Source organism: Pedobacter sp. 01N416 (genome assembly GCF_056399685.1).
Map to the genome: position 1 here is coordinate 14,496 of NZ_JBFTRT010000001.1, position 26,408 is coordinate 40,903.

The following is a 26,408-nucleotide window of genomic DNA, read 5'->3' on the forward strand; positions in this document are numbered from 1 at the left end:
TTATGTACAACTATACAAAAACGGTTATCAAAGGAATTTTACCGTGTTTATTGTTCTTTGCACTGAACAACTCTTTGTTGGCTCAGGAAAAAGATTCGGTAAGCACCACGGTAATCAAATTTAAAAGGCCTACCGGACCGCAGGTGAGTGGTGTGGTAATCGGTGCATCGAGCAAAAAGCCATTGCCCGGTATCAGTGTTTCGGTAACAGGTTATGCTGCTGCGCTTACAGATGAAAAGGGAAATTTTAAAATCGGTGTACCCAATTACAATGCCGTGCTGGTGATTTCGGCGCAAGGTTACCAATCTAAAGAAGAAGCATTGAAGGGACGTAAAACGATCAGCAAAATTGCCTTGTTTGAAGAACGTTACGTTTCGGTATATGATGCTGCAGTATTGCCATTTGGCACTGCTTTAAAAAACCGCACACCCTACTCGGTTAGCACGGTAAACCTGAACGGAAGCTGGGAGCGCACTAACGAAACACCAGATTCTTATTTGCAGGGAAAAATTGCCGGGTTAGAGGCGCTTAGAAGATCAGGTACACCCGATATTGGAGCCGATCTTTACCTGCGAGGGTATAATTCTTTATATGCAGCTAACCAACCCTTAATTGTGGTTGATGGTGTAATTTATGATGTAAATACGTATGGAAGTTCCATTATCGCTGGTCACCAAAATAACCGATTAGCCAATATCGACCTTAAAGATATTGACAATATTACCCTCATTAAAGATGGCACATCGATATATGGAACCAAAGGTGCCAACGGTGTATTAATGATTACCACAGGCCGGGCTAAAGATGTGGCCACGCGATTGGATTTTTCGGCCTATGGGGGCTACAATGGTACAGTAAGTCGGTTACCTGTAATGGAAGCTGATAATTACCGTATTTTCTTGTCTGATCTGCTTAAAACCAAGCCGGGCATGACCGATGCGCTGATTAAAGCAGAACCTTATATGAACGATAATCCGAATCCAGGTTATTACAATTATCACCAGAATACCAGCTGGCAGGATCAGGTAATGAGTAGTGGCATCAGTCAGAACTATTACCTGAAAGTAACCGGAGGTGACGATATTGCTACTTATGCTTTATCTCTGGGCTACCTGAATAACGATGGTTTAACCGATAGTACCAATTTAACCCGTTACCAAACCCGTTTTAATGCCAATCTGAATCTTTCGGCTAAATTAAAATCGCAGGTAAACCTCGCTTTTACCCGTAGCGAGCAAAACCTGAGAGATCAGGGACAGGCTTATGCCACCAACCCACTATACCTGGCGTTGGTTAAAGCACCTTTTCTTTCTCCTTTTGAGCTGTCAGAAACTGGTGTTCAATCGCCAAACCTTGCCGATACTGATATATTTGGTACAAGCAACCCCAGCGCAGCGATTAAAAACATCCAGGCACTTAACCGCAGTTACCGTTTTTCAGGTTCTGTTGGTTTTAATTATGAATTTAATAAAGCTTTCAAAGCCAATACACTTGTAGGTATTACTTATGATAAAGTACGCGAAAATTATTTTACGCCCATGTTGGGTATTGCCCCGGTTTTATTGCCCACTGCAGTTGGTTACAATAAGGCTGCAGCAGGTGTACAGCGTTTGTTTACTGTAAATACCGATACCTGGGTATCATACAACAAGGATTTAAATGAGGTAAGTAAATTAAGTGCAAACTTAGGTTTCAGGTTGCAGCACAGCAGTGCTGAAGTAGATAACGGTGCTAGTTTTAATACGGCCAGTGATGATTTCGTAACCCTGGGCGGTGCACAAAGTACGCTACGTGTGGTAGGCGGAACTTTAGGCAAATGGAACTGGTTGAACAATTATTTTAATGTGAATTACGAAGCATACAATAAGTACTTCATTTCGTTCAATATTGCCGCCGATGCTTCTTCGCGTTTTGGCAAAGATATACCTAATGTGTTGAATTTTAATGGTGTGAAAATGGCTTTGATGCCGTCTGTTGCAGCTTCTTGGCTGATCTCATCAGAAAGTTTTATGGCTAATAACAACTTTATAGAAAGCCTGAAACTGCGGGCCAGCTATGGCTTAACCGGCAATGACGATATTGGCAATTATACCGCCAAATCGTACTATGTATCGCAGAATTTTTTAGGCAGACAAGGATTGGTTAGGGGAAATATTGGCAATACTGCCCTAAAATGGGAGCAAAATGCCAAATTAAATGTTGGAGTGGATGCTTCCTTTTTGAAGGAAAGATTAAACATCAGCTTAGATCTTTACAGGAACAAGATTAGCGATATGCTGATTTACAAGCCACTGCTAACGGCAACAGGTTTCAGCTATGCCCTAAGTAATGGCGGTACCATGACCAATAGGGGGTTGGAACTTTCTATAAACGGCAGATTGATAAACCATACCGATCTGAAATGGGATATGGGACTAACCTATAGTTTAAACAGGAACAAGATTAGCCAGTTGGGTGGTAACGATCAGTTACTTACACAATATAGCGGAGCCACCATTATCACGCAAATCGGCGACGCCGCTAATTTATTCTACGGTTATAAAAGTAATGGTGTATATACTTCAAATGCTGATGCCATTGCCTCGGGCCTGAGCAATAAAACAACCGATGGTGCTTTTATTCCTTTTCAGGGTGGGGATATGAAATTTGCAGACCTGAATGGCGACAAAGTTATAGACGAGCGCGACCGCCAGGTGATCGGTAATCCAAATCCAGATTTTGTTGGCGCTTACAGCAATAAACTAAGCTATAAACGCTGGTCGTTAGATGCACTTTTCACTTTTAGTTATGGCAACGAAATCTATAATAGTACACGTGCCATTTTAGAAAGCATGAACGGTTACAACAACCAAAGCCTTGCGGCGGTAAACCGTTGGCGGGTTGGTGGACAGGTAACCGATGTGCCGCGTGCATCCTGGGCCGATCCATCGCGTAATAGCCGCTTTTCCGACCGTTGGATCGAAGACGGTTCATACCTGAAACTAAGAACCGTATCCTTAAGCTACAATGTGCCTATAAAAGCCAATTTTATCCGTTCGGCAACCGTTTATGCCATCGCCAATAATGTATTTACCGTGACTAATTATCTGGGTTACGACCCTGAGTTTAGTGCCGGAAATAGCGTATTTGCCAGAGGTGTAGATATAGGTTTAGAACCCAGCTTTAGATCGATGTTCCTGGGTGTTAGAATCGGCTTGTAACTTTTAAAGAAAAATATTGAGATGAATAAGAATTTATATATCACCATTACCAGCTGTTTATTGTTCCTACTGGTATTGAGCAGCATCTTGTCCTGTAAAAAGGCATTCGATATTGAACCCGAAGATGCCTTAGAAGCTTCGCAAACCTATAGAAATGTGTACGATGCCGATGCAGCTGTATTGGGCATTTATGGCAAATTTGCGAAGCTTGCCGATAAATACATGCTCTTGAATGAGCTGCGTGGCGATTTGCTGGATGTAACCTCCAATGCCAATAACTATTTAAAACAGCTGGGCACGCAAACCGTTGCAGCCGATAATCCCTATGCCGATCCGAAACCTTTCTACGAAGTTATTATCAACTGCAATGATGCCCTGAAGAACTTCAACATCATGCGGGAGAAAAAGCTGTTGGATAATACTCAGTATTACCAACGTTATACTGATATCCTGTTTCTGCGCAGTTGGTTATACCTGCAATTGGGCATCCATTATGGCACTGTTCCTTATGTAACCGATGCCTTAACCACCATTGCCGACCTGCAGGATGAAAGCAAGTTTCCAAAACTCGCTTTTGAAGATCTGTTAAGTCGTCTAATAGCTGAGACAGAAGCCACTCCGAGAGAATATTTAAATCAGAATACTTCAGCAGCAAGTCCAACGCTCATTTTGCCAATGGATGTATATATCGTTAAAGATGGTGTTTTTAAGTTTTTTATCCAGCGCCGCTCATTTTTAGGCGACCTGAACCTTTGGAAAGGAAATTACCTCAAAGCTGCAGGTTATTATAAAGATGTAATGGAAACAGGTACCAATTCGAGTACAGGCAGCGACCAGCAGATCGATTTGTACGATACCTATCGAGTAGGTGATGACAACTCGCAGGATCATTCTTTAAAAACCACAGCTGTACTTAATCCATGGACAAAGATATTTTCTGCACCATTGGCCGATCGTATTGCCAACTGGGAACGGATGTGGACATTGCCTTTTAGTAGTAACTTTTCACCGGGCAATCCATTGTTTACACTGTTTTCAAAATCAGGCGATTATCTGGTCAAACCATCCAGTTTGTCAATCCTCAACTGGAACAACCAGGTCCGTACAGATGGAAGTTTAACCGACAGAAGAGGTTTAGATATGTCGTACCGTTTAGTGAATGGCATTGAGCCTGAGGTATTAAAATATTCGCAGAATTATAATTTAAGCACACCTTTTGATAAAACAGGCGTTTGGGTAATTTACCGCGCGGCGGTTTTACATCTGCGTTATGCAGAGGCGGCCAACCGGTTAGATCGACGGGTTTTGGCTGGTGCTTTGGTAAACAGTGGAATTAAAGCTGCTTTTGGTACCAAAGCACTTTATAATGGCGTACCTGATAGCTATCCTTTTGATTTTAATGGCGATGGTGGAACCATCCGGGGCAACTGGTACCGTAATTCGGGCATCAGGGGTCGTGCTGTAAACCAGGATTATCCAATCACCRTAGCCAATACCGTTTTAGAAGTAGAAGACCGGATTATGCAGGAGGAAGCCTTAGAGACCGCATTCGAAGGTTATCGCTGGCAAGATCTGTTGCGCATCGCTTTACGCAGGCAGGCTACTGAGCCAAATTATCTGGCCGATAAAATTGCCGCCAAGTTTGAAGCCGCAGGCGATGGCGCATCGGCTGCTCTGGTACGCTCGCGTTTGGCCAATAAAGAAAACTGGTATTTACCTTTTAAATTAAAATAAGATCCTACATCATCCTATTATATAAATCGCAATTAAAATCTACCTAATGTTAAATAGAAAGAAACCCGGTCAGTTGATGACCTACCATAGTGTGAAAAAATATTTTAAAAGTTTAGTATGTATATTGTTTTTAGGCTTAACGGTGCATATGGCCAAAGCGCAGCAACTGGCTTTTCCTGGTGCGGAAGGTTTTGGCCGTTTTGCCATTGGCGGTCGTGGAGGCACAGTGTATCATGTAACCAACCTGAACGATGCCGGTGCCGGCTCTTTTAGAGATGCGGTTAGCAAACCGGGCAGAACGGTTGTGTTTGATGTTTCAGGTGTCATCAAAATCGGTGGCAAAATTGCCGTATCGCCAAGAACTACCATAGCCGGACAAACCGCTCCAAAAGAGGGAGTCACCATTTATGGTAATAGTGTTTCTTTTAAAGATTCGACCATCGTGCGTTATATGCGTTTTAGGGGCAGCATTAACATGTCTAAAGGTTCGTGTACGGTAGTTGCCGATGACCTGAACGATATTATATTCGACCATGTTTCAATCGAATGGGGGCGTTGGGATAACCTGCACATCAAAAAAAGTAAAAATGTAACGCTACAATATTGTGTGGTTGCCGAGAGTATCGATCCGCAACGTTTTGGCGCTCTTTTAGAAGTGCCAGAATATGTAACGATGCATCACTGTCTGTTTGCAGGCAACCAGAGCCGTAATCCCAAAGCAAAGGCCAAAATCGAATTTATAAACAATGTGGTGTACAACTGGGGTAAAAGTGGTTTTGTAGGCGGACATTCGAGCGCTGTTCATTATCAGGATCTCGTAGCTAATTATTTTATCTCCGGACCAAGTTCTACCGATAGTTTTTTAAGCATGTTCAGCAAAACTGATCATGTTTACCACCGCGATAATTATACCGACCTCAATAAGGACGGAAAACTAAATGGCCGTCTCATTACTGATGAAGACTTTATCAAGGAAACAGCCACGCTTCTCAAAGAACCTTCACTTCTGCCAAAAAGCAGTGTTAAAATAAGCACGGCAGTAAAGGCTTATCAAACAGTTCTGGCAGAAGCAGGTTCTTCATTAAAAAGAGATGCTGTAGACCTCCGTATTATGGGCTATTTAAAAAGTATTGGCACAAAAGGTGCTATATTTAAGACGGAGGCCGATGCCGGGGGACAACCAGAGGCGAAGCTGGTTAAATTAAGCGTAAAGGATGCAGACCAAGACGGGATTCCAGATGCTTGGGAAAAATCAAAACGCTTAAACCCGACAGATGCTATGGATGCCCAGAAAATTAATGCAAATGGCTATAGCAACCTGGAGCAATATTTAAATGATTTAGTAAAATAAGCGGTATGTGTAGAATCAAAAACCAATTTAAGCGCTTGATGCTTTTCGTAATGCTCTTCATCTGCACGACTGTTTTTGCACAGATTGATCGGGAGGCATTGGTAACGCGGCATACCGTTATCGTAAAAAAAATAGACTCCCTTTCTTCCTTATCGGTTGGCAATGGTCGCTTTGCTTTTACCGTTGATGCTACAGGGCTGCAAAGTTTTCCGGATCGCTATGCCAAAGGCGTTCCACTTGGTACCCAATCGCAATGGGGATGGGGATCGTACAAAAATGAAGGTAAGTTTAACATCACCGAAGCCTATAAATATTACGATCAATACGGCCGCAAAGTACCGTATACCGTACAGTTAAATACACCACTTAGGGCTAAAGAGGCTACTAATTATTTCCGCCAGAATGTACACCGTTTACAATTGGGGAATATTGGTTTCGATCTGATTAAAAAGAACGGACAGCTCGCCAAAGCCAACGATATCAAAGACATTAACCAAAACTTAAACCCCTGGACGGGTGAAATTAAGAGTAGCTTTACCTTAGAAGGAATTCCTGTTGAGGTAACTACGGTTGGACATCAGGATCTTGACCTGATCAGCGCATCGGTTTCGTCGCCTTTAATTGCCGTTGGAAGATTAAAAATCAGGGTTAGGTACCCCGTAGCTACTGGCGAATGGGCAGATGTAGGAAATAATTGGAGCAATAACAACAAACACCATTCACAAGTAGTGGCGCAAAGTGCCGATGGGGCAGTAATTAAACGTCAGATCGATTCTGCAGTTTATTATACTTCCTTTTCGTGGAAGGGTAAGGCTCAGTTGACGGAGAAACAGGCACATTATTTTACCATTACACCCAATAAAGTTAGTCAACAGTTCAGCTTCAGTTGTCTTTTTTCACAGCAGCGAAGCACACAGGCTGTTCCTTCTTTTGGATTGAGCCAACAAAATAGCCAGGAGCGATGGAAAGCCTTTTGGATGAGTGGTGCTGCGGTCGATTTTAGTGGAAGTACTGATAAACGTGCATTTGAACTCGAACGCAGAATAATCCTTTCCGAATACCTCACCAAAATACAATGTTCGGGCGATTTCCCCCCACAAGAAACCGGCTTAACCTACAACAGCTGGTTTGGTAAACCGCACCTCGAAATGCATTGGTGGCATGGGGTTCATTTTGCACTATGGGGCAGACCAGAATTGTTAAACCGGAGTACTGACTGGTATTTTAAGGTTGCGGATAAGGCAAAGAAAATTGCGCAGATACAAGGATTTGATGGCTTACGCTGGCAGAAAATGACCGACAATAAAGGGAATGAAAGCCCCTCATCAATCGGTGCCATGTTGATCTGGCAACAGCCGCACCTCATTACCTTTGCCGAACTCGAATACCGTGCACATGCAGATGAAAAAGTATTGCAGAAATACAAAGACCTTGTATTTAAAACAGCCGATTTTATGGCTTCATTTGCCCATTTCGATGCTGCAAAAGGATGTTATGTACTCGGGCCTGGGCTAATTCCCGCCCAAGAGCGTTTTAAGGCCGAAACTACCTTTAACCCTACATACGAGCTGGCTTACTGGGAATGGGGTTTGAAGACCGCTCAAGAATGGCGTTTGCGTTTAGGTTTGCCACGCAACCCAAAATGGGATGAAGTGATGGCTAAATTATCACCTCTACCAATACAAAATGGCGTGTATCTGGCTGCAGAAAGTGCGCCTGATTCTTACACCAATCCCGAATATAAAACCGATCACCCTTCCGTATTGGGGGCATTTGGTATGTTGCCGGAAACAAATTTATTGGATAAAGCAACTATGCGTAAAACCTTTGATCTGGTTTGGAAAGACTGGAGCTGGAATGATACCTGGGGATGGGATTTTCCGATGACGGCCATGACGGCCACACGCTTAGGAATGCCCGAAAAAGCGATTGATGCCTTGCTGATGCCAGTACAAACCAATACTTACCTTATTAATGGCCATAACTACCAGGACGACCGCCTGCGCATTTATTTGCCTGGAAATGGTGGTTTACTTACCGCTGTGGCTTTAATGTGTGCTGGCTGGGACGGAAATAATACTACAAATCCTGGCTTCCCTAAAGATGGAACATGGAAAGTGCAATGGGAGGGCTTTAAGAAGATGATGTAGGAGGGAATGGAATAGGTAAGATGAGATGTATGATGGGAAGTGTGGGATGTGAAATCGAATAGGTTAGGCTATTAGTCCGGAGCCGGGTATTAACCGGGCTCAAGACCAAAACCTTAAAGGGTTGCTCGTTAAAAAGGCAACCCTTTTTGTTAGACTTTCAGTATGTTATCGTTAATGGTTATTTTCAATAGGATTTTTAACAAATTCGCCTTCTTGCATCGCAATCTGATTACCCCATGAGGTAATCGCTTCTAAAATTGGGGTGAATGTTTTTCCAAAATCGGTTAGGTTATAAATCACTTTTATCGGCGGTTTATCGCCGTAAACTTTTCTCGACACCAGGCCATCTTTTTCTAATTGCTTTAATTGCAGACTCAATGTCATTTCGGTAACAGATGGTATGTCTTTGCGAAGCTCATTGTACCTTTTTGCTTTATCCTTTAAATGATAAAGAATAACCGCCTTCCATTTGCCACCCACCAAGCTCATTGCAAGGCTAACCGTACAAGGATAAATTTCCTCCTTTAGTTTTACGTAATCGCTAATACATTCTGTTTTCATCCTACTGTTTTAACCTATCCTTTTGGATAGTTATTGCAAATTTATATTACTATAGATAGTTTTGCAACTATAATTTTTATAGTTTATAAAATCATATAAATGAAACCGGATTTTAAAGCAAACGAGGTAATCGAAAAAGACAAGCCATTGATCACTATCGTTGGCGTTTTGGGCAAACAGGGGCGCAGCGCAGCACTGACACTATTACAAAGCGGGCGTTATCGTGTACGGGGCATTACACGCCGTGTAGATTCGCCAGAGGCACTTAATTTGACTGAAATGGGCGCTGAGCTTTTGAGTTTACCGCTTGATTTGGGGCATGAGAAAGATTTCGTTGAAGCATTCCGGGGATCGGAAGGCGTTTTCATCATGACACCAAGTATTGTGCCGCCGCATACCCACGAAATGGAGCTGGGTAAACAATTAGCGGATGCGGCGGTTGAGGCCGGAGTTAAGCATATTATCTTTAGTAGTTTGGAAAATGTAGAAAAAATTACAAACGGAAAAAAGTTTGCTCCTCATTTTACTGATAAAGCAATGATTGAAGCATATATCCGCACGCTTCCAATCACCAGCTCGTTTATTTACATGGCCTTTTTCTATACCAATCTAATGGAGTTTTATCCCCCGAAATTGTTTGGAGATACGCTTGTATTTCCGATTTATTTACCTGAAGATTTTCGTGCCCCATTTGTTGATCCCCTTACCGCTACGGGGCCAGCGGTTTTAGAGATATTTTCTAATCCGCATGAGTATGCAGGTAAATCTTTGCCTGTTATCGGCGACATTATTTCGCCCCGGGAAATGATAGACACATTTATTCGGGTCACCGGTAAAAAGGCTGTCTATAGTTCCGCATTTACACAAGAGGCACTGCTTCGTCATTTCCCTGAATTCGGTACAAATGAGCTTTTGGTAAAGGAAATTTTAGGAATGGCAGAATATGCTGTCGATTATGGTTATTTCGGCAAGGAACGTGATTTGTTATGGAGCCGCAATATTAACCAAAGCAGTTTAAGCTGGGAACAATTTCTGTGCAGTACCGGATGGCAAGGCCAAAAGCAAACTTACTGATTGCTTTCAATCACCTACTTCATCGAAGGTAGACTTTGGAAATAGTTTGATAATGATTATTTTAAATTTTATTTAGTTGGGATATGGTGTTTTTTTAGCTTATTGCAGGTTAAAATACTACCATCAAAAGTTCTAACCAGTTTTTCTGTGTAAAATTACCTCCGGGGTAGCCATAAGAGCAGTTTAGATGATGGTTTACTTTTTGCCGATAAATACAGTCAATGTACCGTATTAAATAAATTTCCTTATGAAAAGAGTTTTGTTACTTTCAGTTTTTGCCTTTTCCACCATCATTGCCTTTGCACAAAACGTAAACTGGGTTGAGCGGAACGGCGCCTTAAAAGTTGTTGGTGGGAAAATCTTAAACCGTAAAAATATTGATCCACAGCTCCGTGGTGTAAGTTTGTCATGGAGTATCTGGGGAGGCAAAAAGTATTATAACCAAGATGTTGTAAACTGGCTTAAATCTGATTTTAATATCAATTTATTGCGTGTGTCTATGGCGGTTCAGCCAGATAATGGTTACCTGCAGGATCCCCTTGGACAGGAAAAGCTCATAACCGAGACAATCGATGCTGCCATTAAGAAAAATCTGTATGTACTGATTGACTGGCACGATCACCATGCAGATGAGCATCTGAATCAATCAAAAATGTTCTTTGCAAAAATGGCTAAAAGGTACGCCGGGAAACCGAATATTATTTATGAGATATTTAATGAGCCAGAAAAAATGGCATGGCAAACCGTTAAGGATTATGCCGTGCAGGTAATTGCCGAGATCAGGAAATACGATGCTGAAAATGTAATTGTTGTTGGTAGCCCGCATTGGGATCAGGATATAGATGTGGTTGCCAAAGATCCAATCAAAGGATTCAGCAACATTGCTTATTCTTTTCATTTTTATGCGTCTGAACCAAGCCATCAAGAAGTTTTAATGAGGCGGGCCGATGATGCAATTTCTGCTGGTCTGCCCATTTTTGTAACAGAGTGGGGTGTGGGCGAGGCTAATGGCGATGGTATATTCGATACCAGTAAAACCAATAAATGGTTTTCTTGGATGGAGAAAAATAAATTGAGCTGGGCAAACTGGAATATTACCGATAAAAAAGAAACAACTGCACTGTTAATGCCTGGTGCATCTCCAAAAGGAAAATGGAAGGCAGAAATGCTTAGTCCGGCAGGGAAATACATTAGGACGAAGCTCCGGAACCTGAACAAATAAAATCAGGTTTCCTGGCTTAAATAGATAAGGCCATTCCTGAAAAATTCCACGCAAACGGAAAATTATTCCCATCAGATAACCGGCAATTTCTCCTTGTGATTGTGAGCACTTCCCTGATTATATTGATATCCCCTGAACTGATTAACGCTATACAACCAGTTCATAAAGGAACGTCGCGATTCCCTATTCTTTTATGTTATGTCCATGGCTTCAGGTGGAATGAACTTTATAATCCATTCAAAAAAAGTTTCATAATAAAAAGATGCTTGTTGGGTGTTTTTTTATGTAATAAATCGATTTAGATTGACGAAAAATAATATATTAGTGTTTTAGAATCAAAGATCCTAATCTCCAGATAATATGAAAAATATAGGTTTGCCAATCCTATTCCTGATAACACTATTGCAGGTATATGGTGAAAATGTTTGCGCCCAGACTGCAAAACTACCAACTAAGTGGACTGAGCAGGCGATGGCGGCCCAAAATCCTTTTCCAGATTATCCCCGGCCCCAGATGGTACGCGGAGAATGGAAGTCGTTAAACGGTAAATGGGATTATATCGGTGGAAAAAATAAACTTAATGCATTCAATCCGAAAATGCCGATTGCATTTGATGGAAAACAAGAACAGATACTTGTTCCATACTGCCCTGAATCTGTGATCTCAGGTATTGAGCGCAATCAGGAGGTTAACATGTGGTACCGCAGGCGTTTCGAAATCCCACAGAATTGGAAGGGTAAAAATATTTTAATCAATTTTGAGGCTGTTGATCATGATGCAACTATTTTCGTTAACGGAAAAAAGGCAGGGTCTCATGCGGGTGGCTACGATGCTTTTTCGCTGGATATCACCCCATTGCTAAAATCTGGGCTTAATGAGTTAATTGTTGCCGCTTACGATTCCAATGACGGCAGAATGCCTTCGGGCAAAAATGGACCACGGGGAGATTATACCTTCAGCTCGGGCATCTGGCAGAGCGTATGGCTTGAACCGTTGGGCGCAGCTCACATCAAAAATATTAAGCTATTGCCCGATCTGGAAAATAACAGGCTCAAGGTAACTGTCGATGCAAATTCCTCTATGGTATCCGCGGTAGCACTTGATGGCAATAAGATCGTATCCCAGGCGCAGGGAAGTAACGGAAAGACTTTTTATCTGCCCATCCCAAATCCAAAGTTATGGTCTCCCGATGAACCTTTTCTTTATGATCTTAAAATCACGCTCAAAGATCAGAACGGTGAAACCGTTGATGAGGTAAAGAGCTACTTCGGTATGCGCGACATCAGGTTGGGCAAGGTGTCTGGTGTGATGCGTCCGCTGCTGAACGGAAAGTTCATCATGCAGGTTGGCCTTCTCGATCAGGGCTATTGGCCAGATGGAATTCTGACCGCTCCCACCGAGGAGGCGCTGAAATCTGATCTGGAATTTACAAAAAAGGCAGGTTTTAACCTCATCCGTAAACATATGAAAACCGAGCCGAAACGTTTTTACTATTGGGCAGATAAACTGGGCGTGCTGCTTTGGCAGGACATGCCTGCAATCTGGTACCAGAATGAGGATACCGCAAAAGTACGCTCCGTTTTTCGCAAGGAGCTCAAGGCGGTAATGGATGAATATTACAACTCACCCTCAATTATTGCCTGGGTACCCTTTAATGAGAACTGGGGTGCTTTCGATGTACCGGCGATTACGGACTGGGTAAAAAATTACGATCCCTCACGACTGGTAAATGGAAATTCGGGATTTAACAACAATCCCGGTTATCAGAAAGCGGCCGGTGATCCGGGTAATGGAGACTTTGTGGATACTCATATTTATATAGRCCCTTATGATGCCTCCAGACCGGACGATAAAAGGGCGGCATCTTTGGGAGAGTTCGGCGGTGTGGGGCTCTTTGTTAGGGGGCACATGTGGCCTGTGGAAAACAATGCATATGCCTATGAACCTACCAGTGCTGCGTTGACGGATAGGTATGTACTGCTGATGAGCCAGGTTGAACAGCTGATGAAGTACAAGGGCCTTAGTGTAGCCGTTTACACCCAGACAACCGATGTGGAACATGAGGTTAACGGATTGCTGACCTATGACCGTGCAGTTGAAAAAATGGATATTAAGCGGGTAAATGAAATAAACAGGGCGGTGATAGCTGAGGGAAAAAGGTTAAACTCTCTGGGTGGGCACTAGAATAGATGGCAGGATGGGTTATTGAATTATTGATAAGAATTTCATTTTTACTGTTAGGAATTTCATGGCAACCCGCTCTGTGATGAGGCTTATGGTTAGCATATGAGGCTAATACTGGGCCATTGTTAAATTTATCTCTATTGCCACGATCGATAAATTTACTTGTTTTTATTATCGGCAACAAAATTGCTTAAAACCGGACATTTAATTTTGATATTGAACCATGATGTTTTTATCCATTATTTCAGATAGAAAAGAACAGGTTTTTTGGCTTACGAGATCAGAGATATCATTTCTTTTCGCAATGCCTGATCCTTGAAATCTCGATCTTGTGGCTGCATCGTTCAGAAATATCATATCGAGTTCCCTTAAGAACTGGATGAACACCCCCTTAAACATATGGGGGCTATTGTCATCTCTCCCAAAGACAGCTTTTGAAACCAAATTCATATTTTCAGTCACACATACCCTTCTTGATAAACCCAGGTTGTCTAAAAAACCTATTTTTCTTAAGTAATCCGGGGAATGGTATAGCCGACTATATTTTTCAAATGTTAAACGCTTTATTTCAACCAGTTCATCGATAAAATTGGATAGCGACTCATATCTTATACACTGCTTTTTGATCAAAATACGTTCTTCATTCGTTATTTTTTCTAAAACACAGATCACCAGCTCGTCTTTGTTCTTGAAATACCAATATAGAGATGGAATACTCACCCTTAACGATTTGGCTATATCTTTAAGGGGAGTTTTTTTAATTCCAAAATGTGAAAAAAGCTGTATAGCGGCATCTATTATCTTACTTCGATTTAACATATCATATAAATTTTATAAGGATATCAGACAACGCTAACTGATCAAAATAATTTACAAATGGTCTAAACTCCCATTATTAATCTGTATGTATCTCTATGTTTAAATATAATTAAAGAGGGCTCCTAAGTATATTAATTCTTTGATTGTTGTTCTGATCGTTCTTTCAGGTTTATTAGCCATTCTCCAATATGGTTACTAACCATATTTGGTGCAAAAATCTTCTCCATTTTTGTTTTTGGTCCATTTTGAGACTCGTTTGAAACAACTTTGCAGCCATCTTTGGTTGGGATAATCACCCACGCATTGTAAACGGTCATTTTTTTGTTATCGGTTTCACCTAACCAAGCGATTTGATACGGAGGATTGAATTCCCTGATGGCTGAGGTGAATTTGCCCGCCGGATTCCAGATAAAGACACTAGATAAATTAAGTCTGCCTTCAGGCGAATTGGACAATTTGATGCGCGTTAAACCAGTTTTGAAAACCAACTACTTTTTTTCCACTCCCTTCTAGTAGATGCTTTACACCCTGTATTGCCACTTCTTTGGGAGTCATCGGCTTGGTTTTATGAAGGTTGGTAGTTTGCATCTCAGGTGTGGTAAATCCGGTATCCACAGTACCAGGATAAAGAGACGAAACGGTAACTCCGGTACCTTCCAATTCGGCAGCGAGTGTTTCACTAAATGCCTTTACGAAAGCCTTGGTGGCAGAATACACAGAAAAATAAGGCATCGGTAAAAATGCGACCACCGATGCTGTGTTCATAATCCGGCCAGATTTGCGGCTGACCATATCTTGTGCAAAAAGTTTAGTCAATACAACCAAACTGGAAATATTTAATTGAATCATACTCAATTCTTCTTCCAGTGGCGTTTCAGTAAAATTGCCATAGTTGCCAATACCAGCATTATTTACCAGGTGGGTCACCAATAGGTTTTCATCTTTCACCTTTTGGTAAAGGTTTTTAGCAGCATTCACATCAGAAAGATCTGTAGCGAAATATTGAACCAGAATGCCAGACTTGTTTATTAGTTCTGATTGCATTTGCTGTAATTTGTTCTCTGTACGGGCAACCAAAATCAGGTTCTTTTTTTGTGCTGCCAATTGATTGGCCATTTCGTAGCCAATTCCGGATGATGCTCCGGTGATTAATATGTATTCTTTCATCTTTAGTAAAATTTATGTGGGTAATGCTTTAATTCGTTTTACAGGGTACTTCTAACCTTTATTTTCTATTTCAGGAAATCAGCGTTTTGATAAGCTGGGTTTGGATAAGTATAAAAACCTTCTCCTGTAGAAATACCGAGTTTATTTTGATCAATGAAGTTCTCTTTCATAAAGCCCTGTCTTTGCTTCCAGATCTCGTCTCCACTTGACTCTGCAATTGAGCTCACTACATTGTAGGCTGTATTCATTCCAACAAAGTCTAACATAGCCATTGGCCCCAGATCAACCCCCAGGCTTTTCATCCAGGTCTTGTCAATAGAGGCCACATCGGCAACACCATTTCGGTAGAGGTCGAACCCAGCTATCAATAAAGGCAATAAAAGCGAGTTCGTGATGTAGCCGGGCTGTTCTTTATAGATTGGTATGGATATCATCCCGATCGATTTAGCGAATTGAACTATCTGCTCAAAAATTTCGGGATCTGTACTGGGATGTCCCATAATTTCCGCCAAGTTATTCTTTAGCAGATTAGTGGCGAAGTGCAAAGCCAAAAACCGTTCAGGCCTGCCTGTTTCAGCCGCAAATTGGCTTGGCAACAATGTAGAAGTGTTGGTGCAGAAAATTGTTTTCTCCGGAGCCAAAGCACCCAGTCTGGAATAAAAATCTTTTTTTATCTGAATGTTTTCCGGAATCGCTTCAATCGTGAGATCGGCATCTTTTACGGATGCCGCCACATCTGTTGTAAAGTTTATGGTTGACACTGCAATATCCAAATCGGCAGGTTTCGCGTTCAAATCCTGCTGATACGATTTTTTAAACTGCTCGAACTTCAGCTTTGCATTCGCCAATAGTTCTTCGTTGATATCGAACAAAGTCACATTATAGCCATGGTAAGCGGTTTGAAAGGCAATCTGCGCACCCAGTACGCCAGATCCAAATACGGTAACGTTTTTAATTTTCATCTTTTAATTTTTAAGTATGCGTTAATAAGGTTAATCAAGAACAGTCTCAATTCCAGAAACAAGTCTTCCCATCTATTTTGACATATCATATCTTTTCGTGCAATTGTGGAGGTATAAGCTTGTACATTACCGGGGTAACGATCCTTGATAATATAGTAGAGCTGATCAGCCCTCCAATCAGTACAATGGCAAGTGGCGCTATCTGCGGATTGGGATTCATGGCAATCGGGATGAGACCGCAAATAGCTGTAATAGAAGTAAGTACAACAGGAAGAAATCTGGTTTCACCGGCAATATGGATCGCCTCATCTATGCTTTTTCCATCTTCCCGCAATTGGTTGGTAAAATCAACCAGTAACAACGAATTCTTTACCTGTATGCCCGATAAACCAATGAAACCGATGATCGATACCAGCGACATCGGATTTCCTGTCATCAGCAGAAATATTACCCCACCCAAAACGCCCAAAGGAATAATTGATAAAACGATAATGATCCCCTTAAATGTCTTAAACTGTAGCAGCAGCACAGCGATAAACAGGAATGTACTCAGGATGATCACTGAAAGGAAATTTCCGCCAAGCGCATCACCTTCCGATTCAGCCTCCCCAGACAGTTTATAATAATAGCCTTTGGGCATTTTTAATTTGTTGAGTTCGGGCACAATATCCTTGAGGATATCATTTGCCAAAACATTATCCTTGGTGAGCGAGGTAACCTTTGCAAACCGTGATTTATTGAAATGATTAATTGCAGTTGGAGAGGTTTCCAGCCCAATGGTTGCAATCTGATCGATCTGAATTGGTGCACCCTGGATATTGTTCACATAAAGGTTCTTTAATGCATTTAGATTTGAAAACTTATTACGTGGAATGGTAATCACCACATTCCTCGAATCACCCCTGTCATCAATGTAATCCCCAACAGTTAGTCCGGCAACAGCCAACCTGATCACCTTGTCAATGTCGCTGGTCAGTACGCCCAATGTCCGCGCCTTTGCCTTATCAATCTTGATCTTTACATCTGACTTATAGGCATTGAGTTCATTGTTGATGAAAAAAGTACCTGGATGTTTACGTAACAGCTCCTCCACTTTGAACGAGAGCGATCGCAGGGTATCCTGATTCTCTCCAAAAACCCTGACCACAATATTCGCCTCTATCGGAGTGCCTTGTTCAAAATCCTTCACCTCTATTTTTGCATAGGGGAAATCAGTGAATTTGCTTCTAAGCGTTTTAATCAGTTCAGTTTTGTCATTTGGGCTTGTCTCTTCTTCCAATTGCACAAAAATCTGAGCAAAATCCGGTTTTATATCCTGCTGATGCACGTTGTAATAGATCTGTGGGTTACCTTTTCCTACATTTGAGGTGTAGTAAACGATTTCCTTATGCTTTTTCAGTTCCATTTCCACCAGCTTTGCGGCGCTATCGCTTTCTGGGATATTTGCCTGTAGCGGCATTTTAATATTGATCAGAAACATTGGCTTTTCTGAGGTTGGAAAAAGTTTAAATCCTGCCAGTGGGAAGAGTAAAAAGGCTAATACGCTTAATGCAATGGAAATACTAATGGTTGCCTTTGGCCACTTTAGCGCCAATGGCATAATACCACGATACGACCAGGTCAAAAAGCCCTGCAATTTTTTTAAGAAATAATTTCCTTCCCCATGGGTATGGGTTTTCAGGATCTTGCTGCCGATAAAAGGCACGAGTGTAAGCGCCACGATCATAGAGGCCAGTACACTGGTAATAATGGCCATAGGTAGGCTTCGGATAAATTCTCCGGCCATATCAGGCAGAAAAGCCAATGGTAAAAATGCAATCACAAGCGTTGCGGTACAGCCTACAACAGCTGCCCCAATCTGTTTGGTACCCTTTAAAATAGCATCCTTTCTGGAATGGCCTTCCCTTAACCACCTTTCTATATTCTCTACAACAACGATACTATCATCAACCAATAGCCCCAATGCTACCACAAGCCCAACAATACTGAGCTGGTTGAGTGAGAAGCCTAAAAGGTTCATTGCAATAAGACCAAGGGCCAGTGAGAGTGGAATGGAAATCATTACGATCAGTGATGGTCTGAAGCCCAAAGGCAACAGGGTAACCACTACTAATAGTATGGCCAATCCAAAATCAAAGCCCAGGTGTCCCAGCCGCTTTGATACCATATCTGCCTGGTCAAAATTTTTAACCATTTTAATGTTCTGCGGCAAGGTTTGAGAAAATTGTTCCAATACTGGAGTGTACTCTTTCTTAACCTGACTGATGTCCACATTGTTCTTCATCGAAGAGGTAACCAATATACAGCGTTGTCCATTGATCCTGGTAATGTGGTTAATGGTACCGTCCATATAGCTAACATGGGCCACATCCTTTAGGTATATGATTTTTCCATTGGAATTATAGATTATCGTATTGGCCACATCTTCAACATCTTTAAACTTACCACTGGTCTTCACATTAAAGACCTTACTATCTATATTAATACTTCCTCCTGGAATGTCGGCCGCTTCACTTTGCAGACTGCCTATAACCAGGTTCAATGGTATTTTTAGCTGTGCTAGTTTATCGAGTTGCATGTCGATGCGGATTTCCTGCTCTGGCATTCCGGTATACTTTACCTCTCTCAGATTGGTGATCTTTTCCAGCTGGGTCTTCAATTTGTCTGCATTGTCGCGCAATATTTTGGACGAAGCGGTGTTTGAGATCAGCGCAACCTGAATAATCTTTACATCTGACGAAGCAATTTTTTCGGTTTTGATCTGATAAATGTCCTTTGGAAGTTCACCGTTTTTCAGCGCATTGATTTCCGTTGATATTTCCTGGTATTTGTTATCCACATCAACACCATATTTGAACTTGATCTGTATCGCTGCTACACCATCTTCAACCGTGGTCAGGATCTTATCGATGTTCTCCAAGCCATAGATTTTATTTTCTATGGGCTTTACCACTTGTTCTTCCATATCCTTCGGGCTGGTACCAGGGTAGATTACCGTTACCAGATATTGCGGAGGGTGGGTAGTAGGATCCTCCGAGCGGGGCATGGTAAAGAGCGTAAGCAGGCCCACCACTGCCACAAGCACAAATATGATCAGGGTAAACTGGTAGTTCTTTACAGCAAAATTTGTAATTTTCATCTCGTGGTTTTTATTTGATAATTTTTACGGTGGACTGTTCGTTGAGGTAGGCGCTATTAGAAATAACTATGCGATCTATTCCTTCCAGTTTATCTTTTAGGTAAACATTTTTATTGTCAAACTTCAGGATGGTTACAGGCACTTTTCTAACGCTGTTTGCATCCTTAGGGGTAAAGATGTAACCCGTCTCTCCATCTGCCTCTACAAGGGCACTGAATGGGATCACGGTCCTGTTTTCTGAAGCATTGGTTTCGATTGCCGCCTTCCCAAACATGCCAATTGCAGGTTTCAGATTGCCCATCTGAAGCTTCAGCTCTACCTGAAAAGATCCGATAGCGGCATCAGCCGATTGAAGTTTACGCAGTACCGTTGCCTGGAATGGCTGTTCGGGATAACCATCAAGATAAACAACCGCCCGTTGCCCTGCACTGATTCCTGCCCACTCCAGGTCGGTTACCCCAACCTTTAACAGGTAGCTGTCAGTTTTTTGGGTTGAGCCCGTCATCAGCACCGGCATTCCGCCACCAATCACTTCGCCTACACTGGCAACCTTTTTGGTTACAAAACCATCAGAGGCCGCGTAGATTCTGGCATAACGCTGATTGAAGGCGGTTGCCTCACTTGTTTTTTTTGCAACATCCAATGCCGTTTTGGTGTTCTGCAGCTGTTCCAGCGTAAAAACGCTGTCTTTATAAAGGTTTACTGCTCTGGCATAGTCGCGAGCGGCCTTATCTACACCAAGATTCGCTTGGGCCAGACCGGCTGCAATCTCGGTGGTATTCAGGGTGGCCAGCAATTGCCCCTTTTTAAAAAATTGTCCCTCATTTACCAGGATGCTACTGATTACCCCACCAATTTTGAAGGAATAATTGGCATCATTTTCAGTGCCGACTAATCCAGTGACCTGAATGGAATTTGTTACCCCAAAAGAGGAAAGGGGCGCAACTTTTACAGAAATGATATCTGGCTGGCCAAGAGGATTTGTATTTTTCGGTTTTTCTTTGCAGGCAAACAATAGTGATGTAAGCGCAATAAGTGTGAGTTGTGTCTTCTTCATGATATTTATTGTATGTTGAAACTGGCGTTGGCACGTTGGATAGCGGTAAGGGATATCCAGGTGTCGAATAGGGCAATGTTGGATTGAAGTTGGGCATCTACCCATTGGTTCTGGGCATCAAGTAGTTCTATATAAATGGCCATTCCCTCTTTATAGAGCTTGGTCATGTCATTATAATAGGTCTGACTGGTTTTTAGTTGTGATTGGGCCGCCCGGTACTGAGCTGAAGCACTTTGCAGGTTTGCCCTACGCACATTCAGTTCGGTAAGTAGTTGCTGGGTTACATGATTGGTCTGCGCCGACACRGCCTGTTCACTGGCAATAGCCTGTTTTATCTTATAACTGTTCCTTCCTGAGGGGTAAGGTTTTTATTTATTCCTTTGGCAATTTCAAGCTTCGCCAGTTCCTCACGACCGTTAACATCATTAAGCAATAAATTATCCTGGGCAGGCAGCAATGGAACATCGTCGGTCAGAATGGGATCCGTTAATGGCCTGTTTAAAAGAAAATTGAAATAATAACGGGCAGATTCCTCTGTTTTTTGAGCAGCGGTAAGTGATGCGTTTATTTTTGATACCTCGTTCTGGCTGCGGATCACAGCCGTACGGTTGATCTTGTTGTTCTCAAAGAGTTTCCGGTTTACCCTTTCACCTTCTTCGAGCAGTTTCAGAAAGGATTGGTAAATCCTTATTGCATTGGTAGCTTTAAGATAGTTGTAATATGCCGTTTTAATTTCTTTGACCAGTTCACGTTTATACATCTGTATTTCCGCTTTTTGCAAGTCTACCTGTTGTGCTTTGATCCGCTTGTTATATACGAGTTCGGCATTTAGGATGGGAAGACTGGTGCGGAACTTGGCATCGTAGAAGTTATCGGGATTAAGCAGTATGCTCTGGTTCTCGAGCTGGGGAAAAGAGTTACTTCCTGTGAGCTGGTTCAACGTGGAGTAGGCGGCGTTAAAAAGATCACCTGTAGGAAAATCAATTGTTCTGCCTCCGTCGGCTTTCGTGTAAGTTGTAGAAAAAGTTACGCTGGGCAGGAACATGCTTTTTGCCTCTTGAAGGGCATAGATGTTCTTTTGCAAAAGGAAGTTTTGCTCCTTGATGCTCTGATTTGACGCTAGCCCCTGTGCGATATAGTCGTCCAAACGATTTTGGGCATTTAGCCCCAATGGGAGTAAGATGACTGAGCACTTTAAGACGGTCAGTCTGTAAATAGTAGGCAGGTTTCGAATGTAATTAATCATTGTAATAAAATTAAACAGTGTTCAATAAAATATTAAAAAAAAGGTTAACCCTTCTCAAGTAGTGAAACAAAACATGCATAACCATTCTCCATAAGTTCCTTGTTGGTCTTGTGTTCAAAACTCATAGTTCTGTCTTTGCAGAAAAGAGCACAGATGCCATGAGTAGCAGATAGGATCATAAATGTAAGATACTCTGAATCCATGTCTTTAAAGCGGCCAGCCTGTTGGCATTCTAATACCAAGTCATGCAGGTACTTTATTGCTTCTTTTGCAATCTGGAAACCGCTTTCTTCTGAATTTTTTAACGGCTCTTCTACCAGGAACATGAGGTTATAATAATCCTTATTCTCCTGGGCAAACTGGATGAACGCACGTCCAGAGGCTTTCAGGCGTTCAAATGGATCGATAACCGAATCCAGCACCCGAAGTTGTCTAAGAAGTAGGCTAAAGCCCTCTTTATGGAGTTCCTGAAAGATTTCACCCTTATCCTTAAAATGGAAATAAATTACCCCTGCACTATAGCTGATCTCACTGGCAATGTTACGCATACTGGTCTGCTCATAGCCATTCTGAAGAAATACTTTTCTAGCACCATTTAATATGCGCTGTCTCATTTCTTGCTTCTCTTTTTGCTTTCTTTCTGTAATGCCCATTGATAAAATAATTTATAAAGATATTAACCTGATTTAGGAAATAACTTTTTCATTTGCAACTTCTCATTTTAATTGACGGTACAAATATATTGAACGGTGTTCAATAATGCAAATGTTTTTTTAAATGATTGTATATTTTACTTAACCTTGATGATTTTGGTGAAAAGCTTATAATTTAAGATTCAGTATCTCTAACAACGTTTAGAGTTCCTTGTTGCAAGCCCCTCAACCGAGACTTTTCAAGGAGTGGAAATTATATCATAACTTTAAGAGGGCTACCTTATCAACGTTGCGATTAATTTAGGAAGTGGTCTTTGAATTGAGTGGGTGATGTTCCCACTTCTTTTTTAAACAGCCGGGAAAAATAGGTGGTGTTTTCAAAACCAAGTAAATGCGAAATCTCCGATACATTCAATTCGCCTTCGGCCAATAGATTTTTAGCTTTACCAATCAGGAAAAGATGGATTAGCTCTAATGCCGTTTTTCCCGTCTCTTCCTTTAGCAGATCGGTTAAATAGCGCGGAGATATATGAAGCTTTTCTGCCATTAGAGAAACAGAGGGAAGTCCAATATCTTTCGTTTTCCGCTCTTCAAAATTAACTGCAAGTAATTCGTTGAACTTTGTTACTGTTGAGCCGGATAAATGTGTACGGTTGATAAACTGTCTTTTATAAAAGCGCTGTGCATATTTGAGCATGGCGTCAAGATGACTAACTATGATGGCCTTGCTAAGTTCATCGGTATTATTGTGATATTCTTTATCAATGCTGAAATACAAATTCCAGATGATTTCCTCCTCTGCAGGAGAGAGATGCAAGGCCTCATTCACCTCATAATCGAAATAGCCGTATTTCTTAATGTCGTGGTAAAGGATAGTTCCGGGTAAGAAGTCTTCATGGATAATAATCAGAAAACCTTTCTCTTCAAGTTCGACATTTTTAAAGGCTACTTTCTGGTGGGGCTTTACAAAAGACATCGAGCCACGGTCGTGGTCATATTTTGTTTTCCCATATTGCATGCTGCCCGATTTCAGCTTCTTAAATCCTATGATGTAAAATTCTGAAGAAAATTCGAGTATACTATTTCCGTCACAGGTGCCCCGCTCACCGTATGCCACACTAAAAAGCGGATGCTCCGGAGGGTTAACGCCAAGCGCTTCATGCAGCTCGCTTATTTTTTTAAAGTGATCCATTTTTCAGCAGTGATAAAAACAGAATCCAGCAAATCCGGATCCTGTAAAGTTAACTTTCATTAGCCATGTGCTGCCACAGAAACGTCGTGCCATGATTCCCATGTTTTCAGGCGCTCTTCGTAAGTATATTTTACCCAAGGGTAAGCAGTCTTGCCCAGTAGCAACCTCAATGGCGGATTTTCTGTATCCACCAATTTTAGAACCGCTCCGATAGTTGCAATAGGATTCCCGGAATCTTGCTCTCCGGCATGCTCATAAAAATCTTTTCTCATCTCATCGTAAGCATTTACTATTGCACTTAAGGCAAGCGAATTGGTACCAAAAAAATCTGTGGAGAAACCAGCCGGTTCCAGTATGGTTACCTTAATGCCAAAACCACTCACTTCGCCGGCCAATGTTTCAGTAAGACCTTCGATTGCGAATTTCGATGCACTGTAAAGCCCCATTAATGATACCGTATTTAGTCCCAGCGCACTTGAAAGCTGAATGATGTGCCCCGATTTCTGTTCGCGCATAATGGGCAGGACAGCCTGCACAGTCCATAATGAACCCAGTACATTCGTTTCAAATTGCGATCTCACGTCCTGCTCGCTCAACTCTTCTACAGCTCCAATATGTCCGTAGCCAGCGTTATTGATTAAGACGTCGATGCGGCCAAAGTGTTTTTTTGCAATTTCGATCGATTCAAAACTCAACTCTCTATCGGTTACATCAAGTTCTAAGACCAATAGATTCGAAGGGAATTCCTTTGCGAGTTCAGCCAATGTTTCCGGGTTGCGCACAGCCGCAACAACATTATCGCCACGTTGTAAAAATGCTTCTGTCCAGATCCTGCCGAATCCGCGTGATGCACCAGTTATAAAAATTGTTTTTGCCATTATATTATTCTTTAATATTTGATGATGACAAAGTTCAGTCAATTGTTAACAGCTATTGTGATACAAAAGTAGGCAATAATGGAACGTTTCTACGTTTGACCTATATTATGCTCTTTTACTTCAGTGCTTTACAAAAAAAAAGGACAGTTCTTGCAGAGCGGTTGCAAAATCTGTTTTGCCATATATGTTTTACCGGAAAGGAGCAGAGCTATGGAATCGTGTTGAGCACTTTTGAAGGTATTTTGATATGATTGATTAACTGTTGCGAATAATAGTCAAGTGCATTACTCTTTTGTGACTACTTTCCTGTGGTTGATTCCCCAATCTTTTAAGGAATATATTATCGGTGTTAAGGTATCTGCATAAGGTTGCAGGGTGTACAGGATTTTGACGGGGTAGCCATCTAAAACGGTACGCTTTAATAGTTTATGCTGTTCCAGGTCCTTGAGTTCTTTAGCCAGGACTTTAGGGGTTATCCCTGGAATGCTTTCCTGTATGTCTGTAAAACTCATCCTTTGAACAATATCACTTTCCTTTGGGAAAGTACTATACAAAGGAAAGTAAAATGTGATAACTTTGCAATAATTATTTTAAATAGGCTGGTTGATAAGGATTAATGAAACAATTGAATTTTTTATCTACTAATCAATATGATATGAAAAGACTTTAAGGAAAGGTTACCATAATCTGATAGCACATTTATCAAAACAAATATTAAAGATACTGAATATGAAAATAGGAATAATAGGTACAGGTGCCATTGGAGGTACAATTGCGAAAAAAATGGTTGCAGCAGGACATCAGGTTTTTGTAACCAATTCGGCTGAATTTGCTGAATTGGAAAAGCGGGCAAATGAATTAGGAGCATTACCTTCGCCCTTGGAGGATCTTGTTAAAGGTAAAGATGTGGTCATACTATCAGTGCCGACCATAGCTATTCCTGGCCTGTCAAAAACTTTATTTGACGAAATGCCACCAGATACCATTCTAGTGGATACGTCCAACTACTATCCATTCCGCGATGCCGACATCGAGGAAATCAAAAACGGTAAAGCGGAGAGCGTGTGGGTTGCTGAACAAATTGGGCGGCCTGTTATTAAAGCATTCAATAATCTGCTGGCAGAAAGCCTTGTGTATGGAGGGACACCTAAAGGTGCACCCGGGCGTATAGCAATGGCTATATCAGGAGATGATCCAAAAGCAAAAGAAATTATATCCGGACTTATCAATCAAGCAGGCTTTGATGTGGTTGATGCTGGTAATTTGGAAAGTTCATGGAGGCATCAGCCAGGAACTCCGGCCTATTGTACAGAATTAAATGCAGTGGATCTGAAACAGGCACTCAATGATGGCGTGAGGGAAGTTGCTGCTCAAATTAGGGATTCTGTGATTAAACTATTCGCTGAACGTACTACTCAGCCCTCGCATGAGGAGATAGTGAAATTTAACCGCTCCCTATTTCCTAAAAATCCAAAATCGGAGTAATTAGGGGATACAACCATTAGCTAAAAATTAATTTGTCGCCGTAAACCTAAATTATATTGTTAATTGATAGGTCGCGAAGAATCGTCATCTCCACTCCGCGTTGCTCCGGTCGAGATGACGCAGATTTTTAGAATCTGTCATTAATAGTCGAACACCTGTTTTTCGATATATTAAAAGCAATCGACTCCGCTACTATTGACGGGCTCTAATAGAATGGTCGTCATTGCGAGGCACGAAGCAATCTTAGAGCGCTCGTTACTAGCGATAGTTGTAAGATTGCTTCGTTGGCTGAAAAAGCCTTCTCGCAATGACGATAATCTGAGGAGATTTAATT

General features: G+C 41.7%; 21 protein-coding genes. 8 read left to right on the forward strand and 13 right to left on the reverse strand.

From position 1 onward, the window contains the following. Positions 1-2: 2 nt before the first annotated feature. From AC1DND_RS00035 to AC1DND_RS00050, 4 genes are read left to right on the forward strand one after another with little or no spacing between them, the layout of a single operon-like run. Positions 3-3,200: a SusC/RagA family TonB-linked outer membrane protein gene (locus AC1DND_RS00035; RefSeq protein WP_477578077.1), complete on the forward strand. Its 3,198-nt coding sequence runs from the start codon at positions 3-5 to the stop codon at positions 3,198-3,200. A gap of 21 nt (positions 3,201-3,221) precedes the next feature. After that, positions 3,222-4,934: a RagB/SusD family nutrient uptake outer membrane protein gene (locus AC1DND_RS00040; protein ID WP_477578079.1), complete on the forward strand. Its 1,713-nt coding sequence runs from the start codon at positions 3,222-3,224 to the stop codon at positions 4,932-4,934. A 46-nt stretch (positions 4,935-4,980) separates the two neighbouring features. Further along, positions 4,981-6,285, forward strand: a complete 1,305-nt coding sequence (locus tag AC1DND_RS00045; RefSeq protein WP_477578081.1) for a pectate lyase family protein — start codon at positions 4,981-4,983, stop codon at positions 6,283-6,285. Positions 6,286-6,290: 5 nt separating this feature from the next. Then, positions 6,291-8,435 carry a hypothetical protein gene (locus AC1DND_RS00050; RefSeq protein WP_477578083.1) on the forward strand — a complete coding sequence of 715 codons (2,145 nt, stop codon included), beginning with the start codon at positions 6,291-6,293 and terminating at the stop codon, positions 8,433-8,435. 171 nt (positions 8,436-8,606) lie between these two features. On the opposite strand, the gene AC1DND_RS00055 is transcribed toward AC1DND_RS00050, so the two are convergent. Continuing rightward, positions 8,607-8,996, reverse strand: a complete 390-nt coding sequence (locus AC1DND_RS00055) for a winged helix-turn-helix transcriptional regulator (protein WP_477578085.1) — start codon at positions 8,994-8,996, stop codon at positions 8,607-8,609. A gap of 99 nt (positions 8,997-9,095) precedes the next feature. Here AC1DND_RS00055 and AC1DND_RS00060 point away from each other — a divergent pair, with 99 nt between their 5' ends. The 3 genes from AC1DND_RS00060 (at position 9,096) to AC1DND_RS00070 (ending at position 13,476) form a co-directional block, all read left to right on the forward strand. Beyond that, positions 9,096-10,070 (forward strand): NmrA/HSCARG family protein, encoded by a 975-nt coding sequence (locus tag AC1DND_RS00060; protein WP_477578087.1) that lies wholly within the window; start codon positions 9,096-9,098, stop codon positions 10,068-10,070. A 247-nt stretch (positions 10,071-10,317) separates the two neighbouring features. Further along, positions 10,318-11,292, forward strand: a complete 975-nt coding sequence (locus tag AC1DND_RS00065; protein ID WP_477578089.1) for a glycoside hydrolase family 5 protein — start codon at positions 10,318-10,320, stop codon at positions 11,290-11,292. 360 nt (positions 11,293-11,652) lie between these two features. Then, the gene (locus tag AC1DND_RS00070) at positions 11,653-13,476 is read left to right on the forward strand and encodes a glycoside hydrolase family 2 protein (RefSeq protein WP_477578091.1); all 1,824 of its coding nucleotides are present in this window, start codon (positions 11,653-11,655) and stop codon (positions 13,474-13,476) included. 204 nt (positions 13,477-13,680) lie between these two features. Here the strand turns inward: AC1DND_RS00070 and AC1DND_RS00075 are convergent, their stop codons facing one another. The 12 genes from AC1DND_RS00075 to AC1DND_RS00130 form a co-directional block, all read right to left on the reverse strand. After that, the gene (locus tag AC1DND_RS00075) at positions 13,681-14,295 is read right to left on the reverse strand and encodes a TetR/AcrR family transcriptional regulator (RefSeq protein ID WP_477578093.1); all 615 of its coding nucleotides are present in this window, start codon (positions 14,293-14,295) and stop codon (positions 13,681-13,683) included. 131 nt (positions 14,296-14,426) lie between these two features. Then, complete coding sequence (locus AC1DND_RS00080) at positions 14,427-14,750, reverse strand: SRPBCC family protein (protein ID WP_477578095.1); 324 nt, start codon at positions 14,748-14,750, stop codon at positions 14,427-14,429. Further along, positions 14,734-15,462, reverse strand: a complete 729-nt coding sequence (locus AC1DND_RS00085) for an SDR family NAD(P)-dependent oxidoreductase (RefSeq protein ID WP_477578096.1) — start codon at positions 15,460-15,462, stop codon at positions 14,734-14,736. Before AC1DND_RS00085 ends, AC1DND_RS00080 begins: the two co-directional genes overlap by 17 nt. Positions 15,463-15,527: 65 nt before the next feature. Continuing rightward, positions 15,528-16,424: a 3-hydroxyacyl-CoA dehydrogenase gene (locus AC1DND_RS00090; RefSeq protein ID WP_477578097.1), complete on the reverse strand. Its 897-nt coding sequence runs from the start codon at positions 16,422-16,424 to the stop codon at positions 15,528-15,530. An 85-nt stretch (positions 16,425-16,509) separates the two neighbouring features. Continuing rightward, positions 16,510-19,563 carry an efflux RND transporter permease subunit gene (locus tag AC1DND_RS00095; protein WP_477578099.1) on the reverse strand — a complete coding sequence of 1,018 codons (3,054 nt, stop codon included), beginning with the start codon at positions 19,561-19,563 and terminating at the stop codon, positions 16,510-16,512. A 10-nt stretch (positions 19,564-19,573) separates the two neighbouring features. Further along, the gene (locus tag AC1DND_RS00100; protein WP_230143762.1) at positions 19,574-20,620 is read right to left on the reverse strand and encodes an efflux RND transporter periplasmic adaptor subunit; all 1,047 of its coding nucleotides are present in this window, start codon (positions 20,618-20,620) and stop codon (positions 19,574-19,576) included. 5 nt (positions 20,621-20,625) lie between these two features. Beyond that, positions 20,626-20,925 (reverse strand): hypothetical protein, encoded by a 300-nt coding sequence (locus AC1DND_RS00105; RefSeq protein WP_477578101.1) that lies wholly within the window; start codon positions 20,923-20,925, stop codon positions 20,626-20,628. A 26-nt stretch (positions 20,926-20,951) separates the two neighbouring features. Beyond that, positions 20,952-21,704, reverse strand: a complete 753-nt coding sequence (locus AC1DND_RS00110) for a TolC family protein (protein ID WP_477578103.1) — start codon at positions 21,702-21,704, stop codon at positions 20,952-20,954. Positions 21,705-21,910: 206 nt separating this feature from the next. Beyond that, on the reverse strand, positions 21,911-22,519 hold the full coding sequence (locus tag AC1DND_RS00115) for a TetR/AcrR family transcriptional regulator (protein ID WP_477578105.1): 609 nt from the start codon (positions 22,517-22,519) through the stop codon (positions 21,911-21,913). 295 nt (positions 22,520-22,814) lie between these two features. Beyond that, a complete protein-coding gene (locus AC1DND_RS00120) occupies positions 22,815-23,711 on the reverse strand; it encodes a helix-turn-helix domain-containing protein (RefSeq protein ID WP_477578107.1) in 897 nt (298 codons plus the stop codon). A 59-nt stretch (positions 23,712-23,770) separates the two neighbouring features. Next, on the reverse strand, positions 23,771-24,589 hold the full coding sequence (locus AC1DND_RS00125; protein ID WP_477578109.1) for an SDR family NAD(P)-dependent oxidoreductase: 819 nt from the start codon (positions 24,587-24,589) through the stop codon (positions 23,771-23,773). A 284-nt stretch (positions 24,590-24,873) separates the two neighbouring features. Beyond that, positions 24,874-25,101: a winged helix-turn-helix transcriptional regulator gene (locus tag AC1DND_RS00130; RefSeq protein ID WP_477578111.1), complete on the reverse strand. Its 228-nt coding sequence runs from the start codon at positions 25,099-25,101 to the stop codon at positions 24,874-24,876. A 178-nt stretch (positions 25,102-25,279) separates the two neighbouring features. On the opposite strand from AC1DND_RS00130, the gene AC1DND_RS00135 reads away from it, so the two are divergent. Further along, a complete protein-coding gene (locus AC1DND_RS00135; protein WP_477578113.1) occupies positions 25,280-26,074 on the forward strand; it encodes an NADPH-dependent F420 reductase in 795 nt (264 codons plus the stop codon). Positions 26,075-26,408 lie beyond the last annotated feature (334 nt).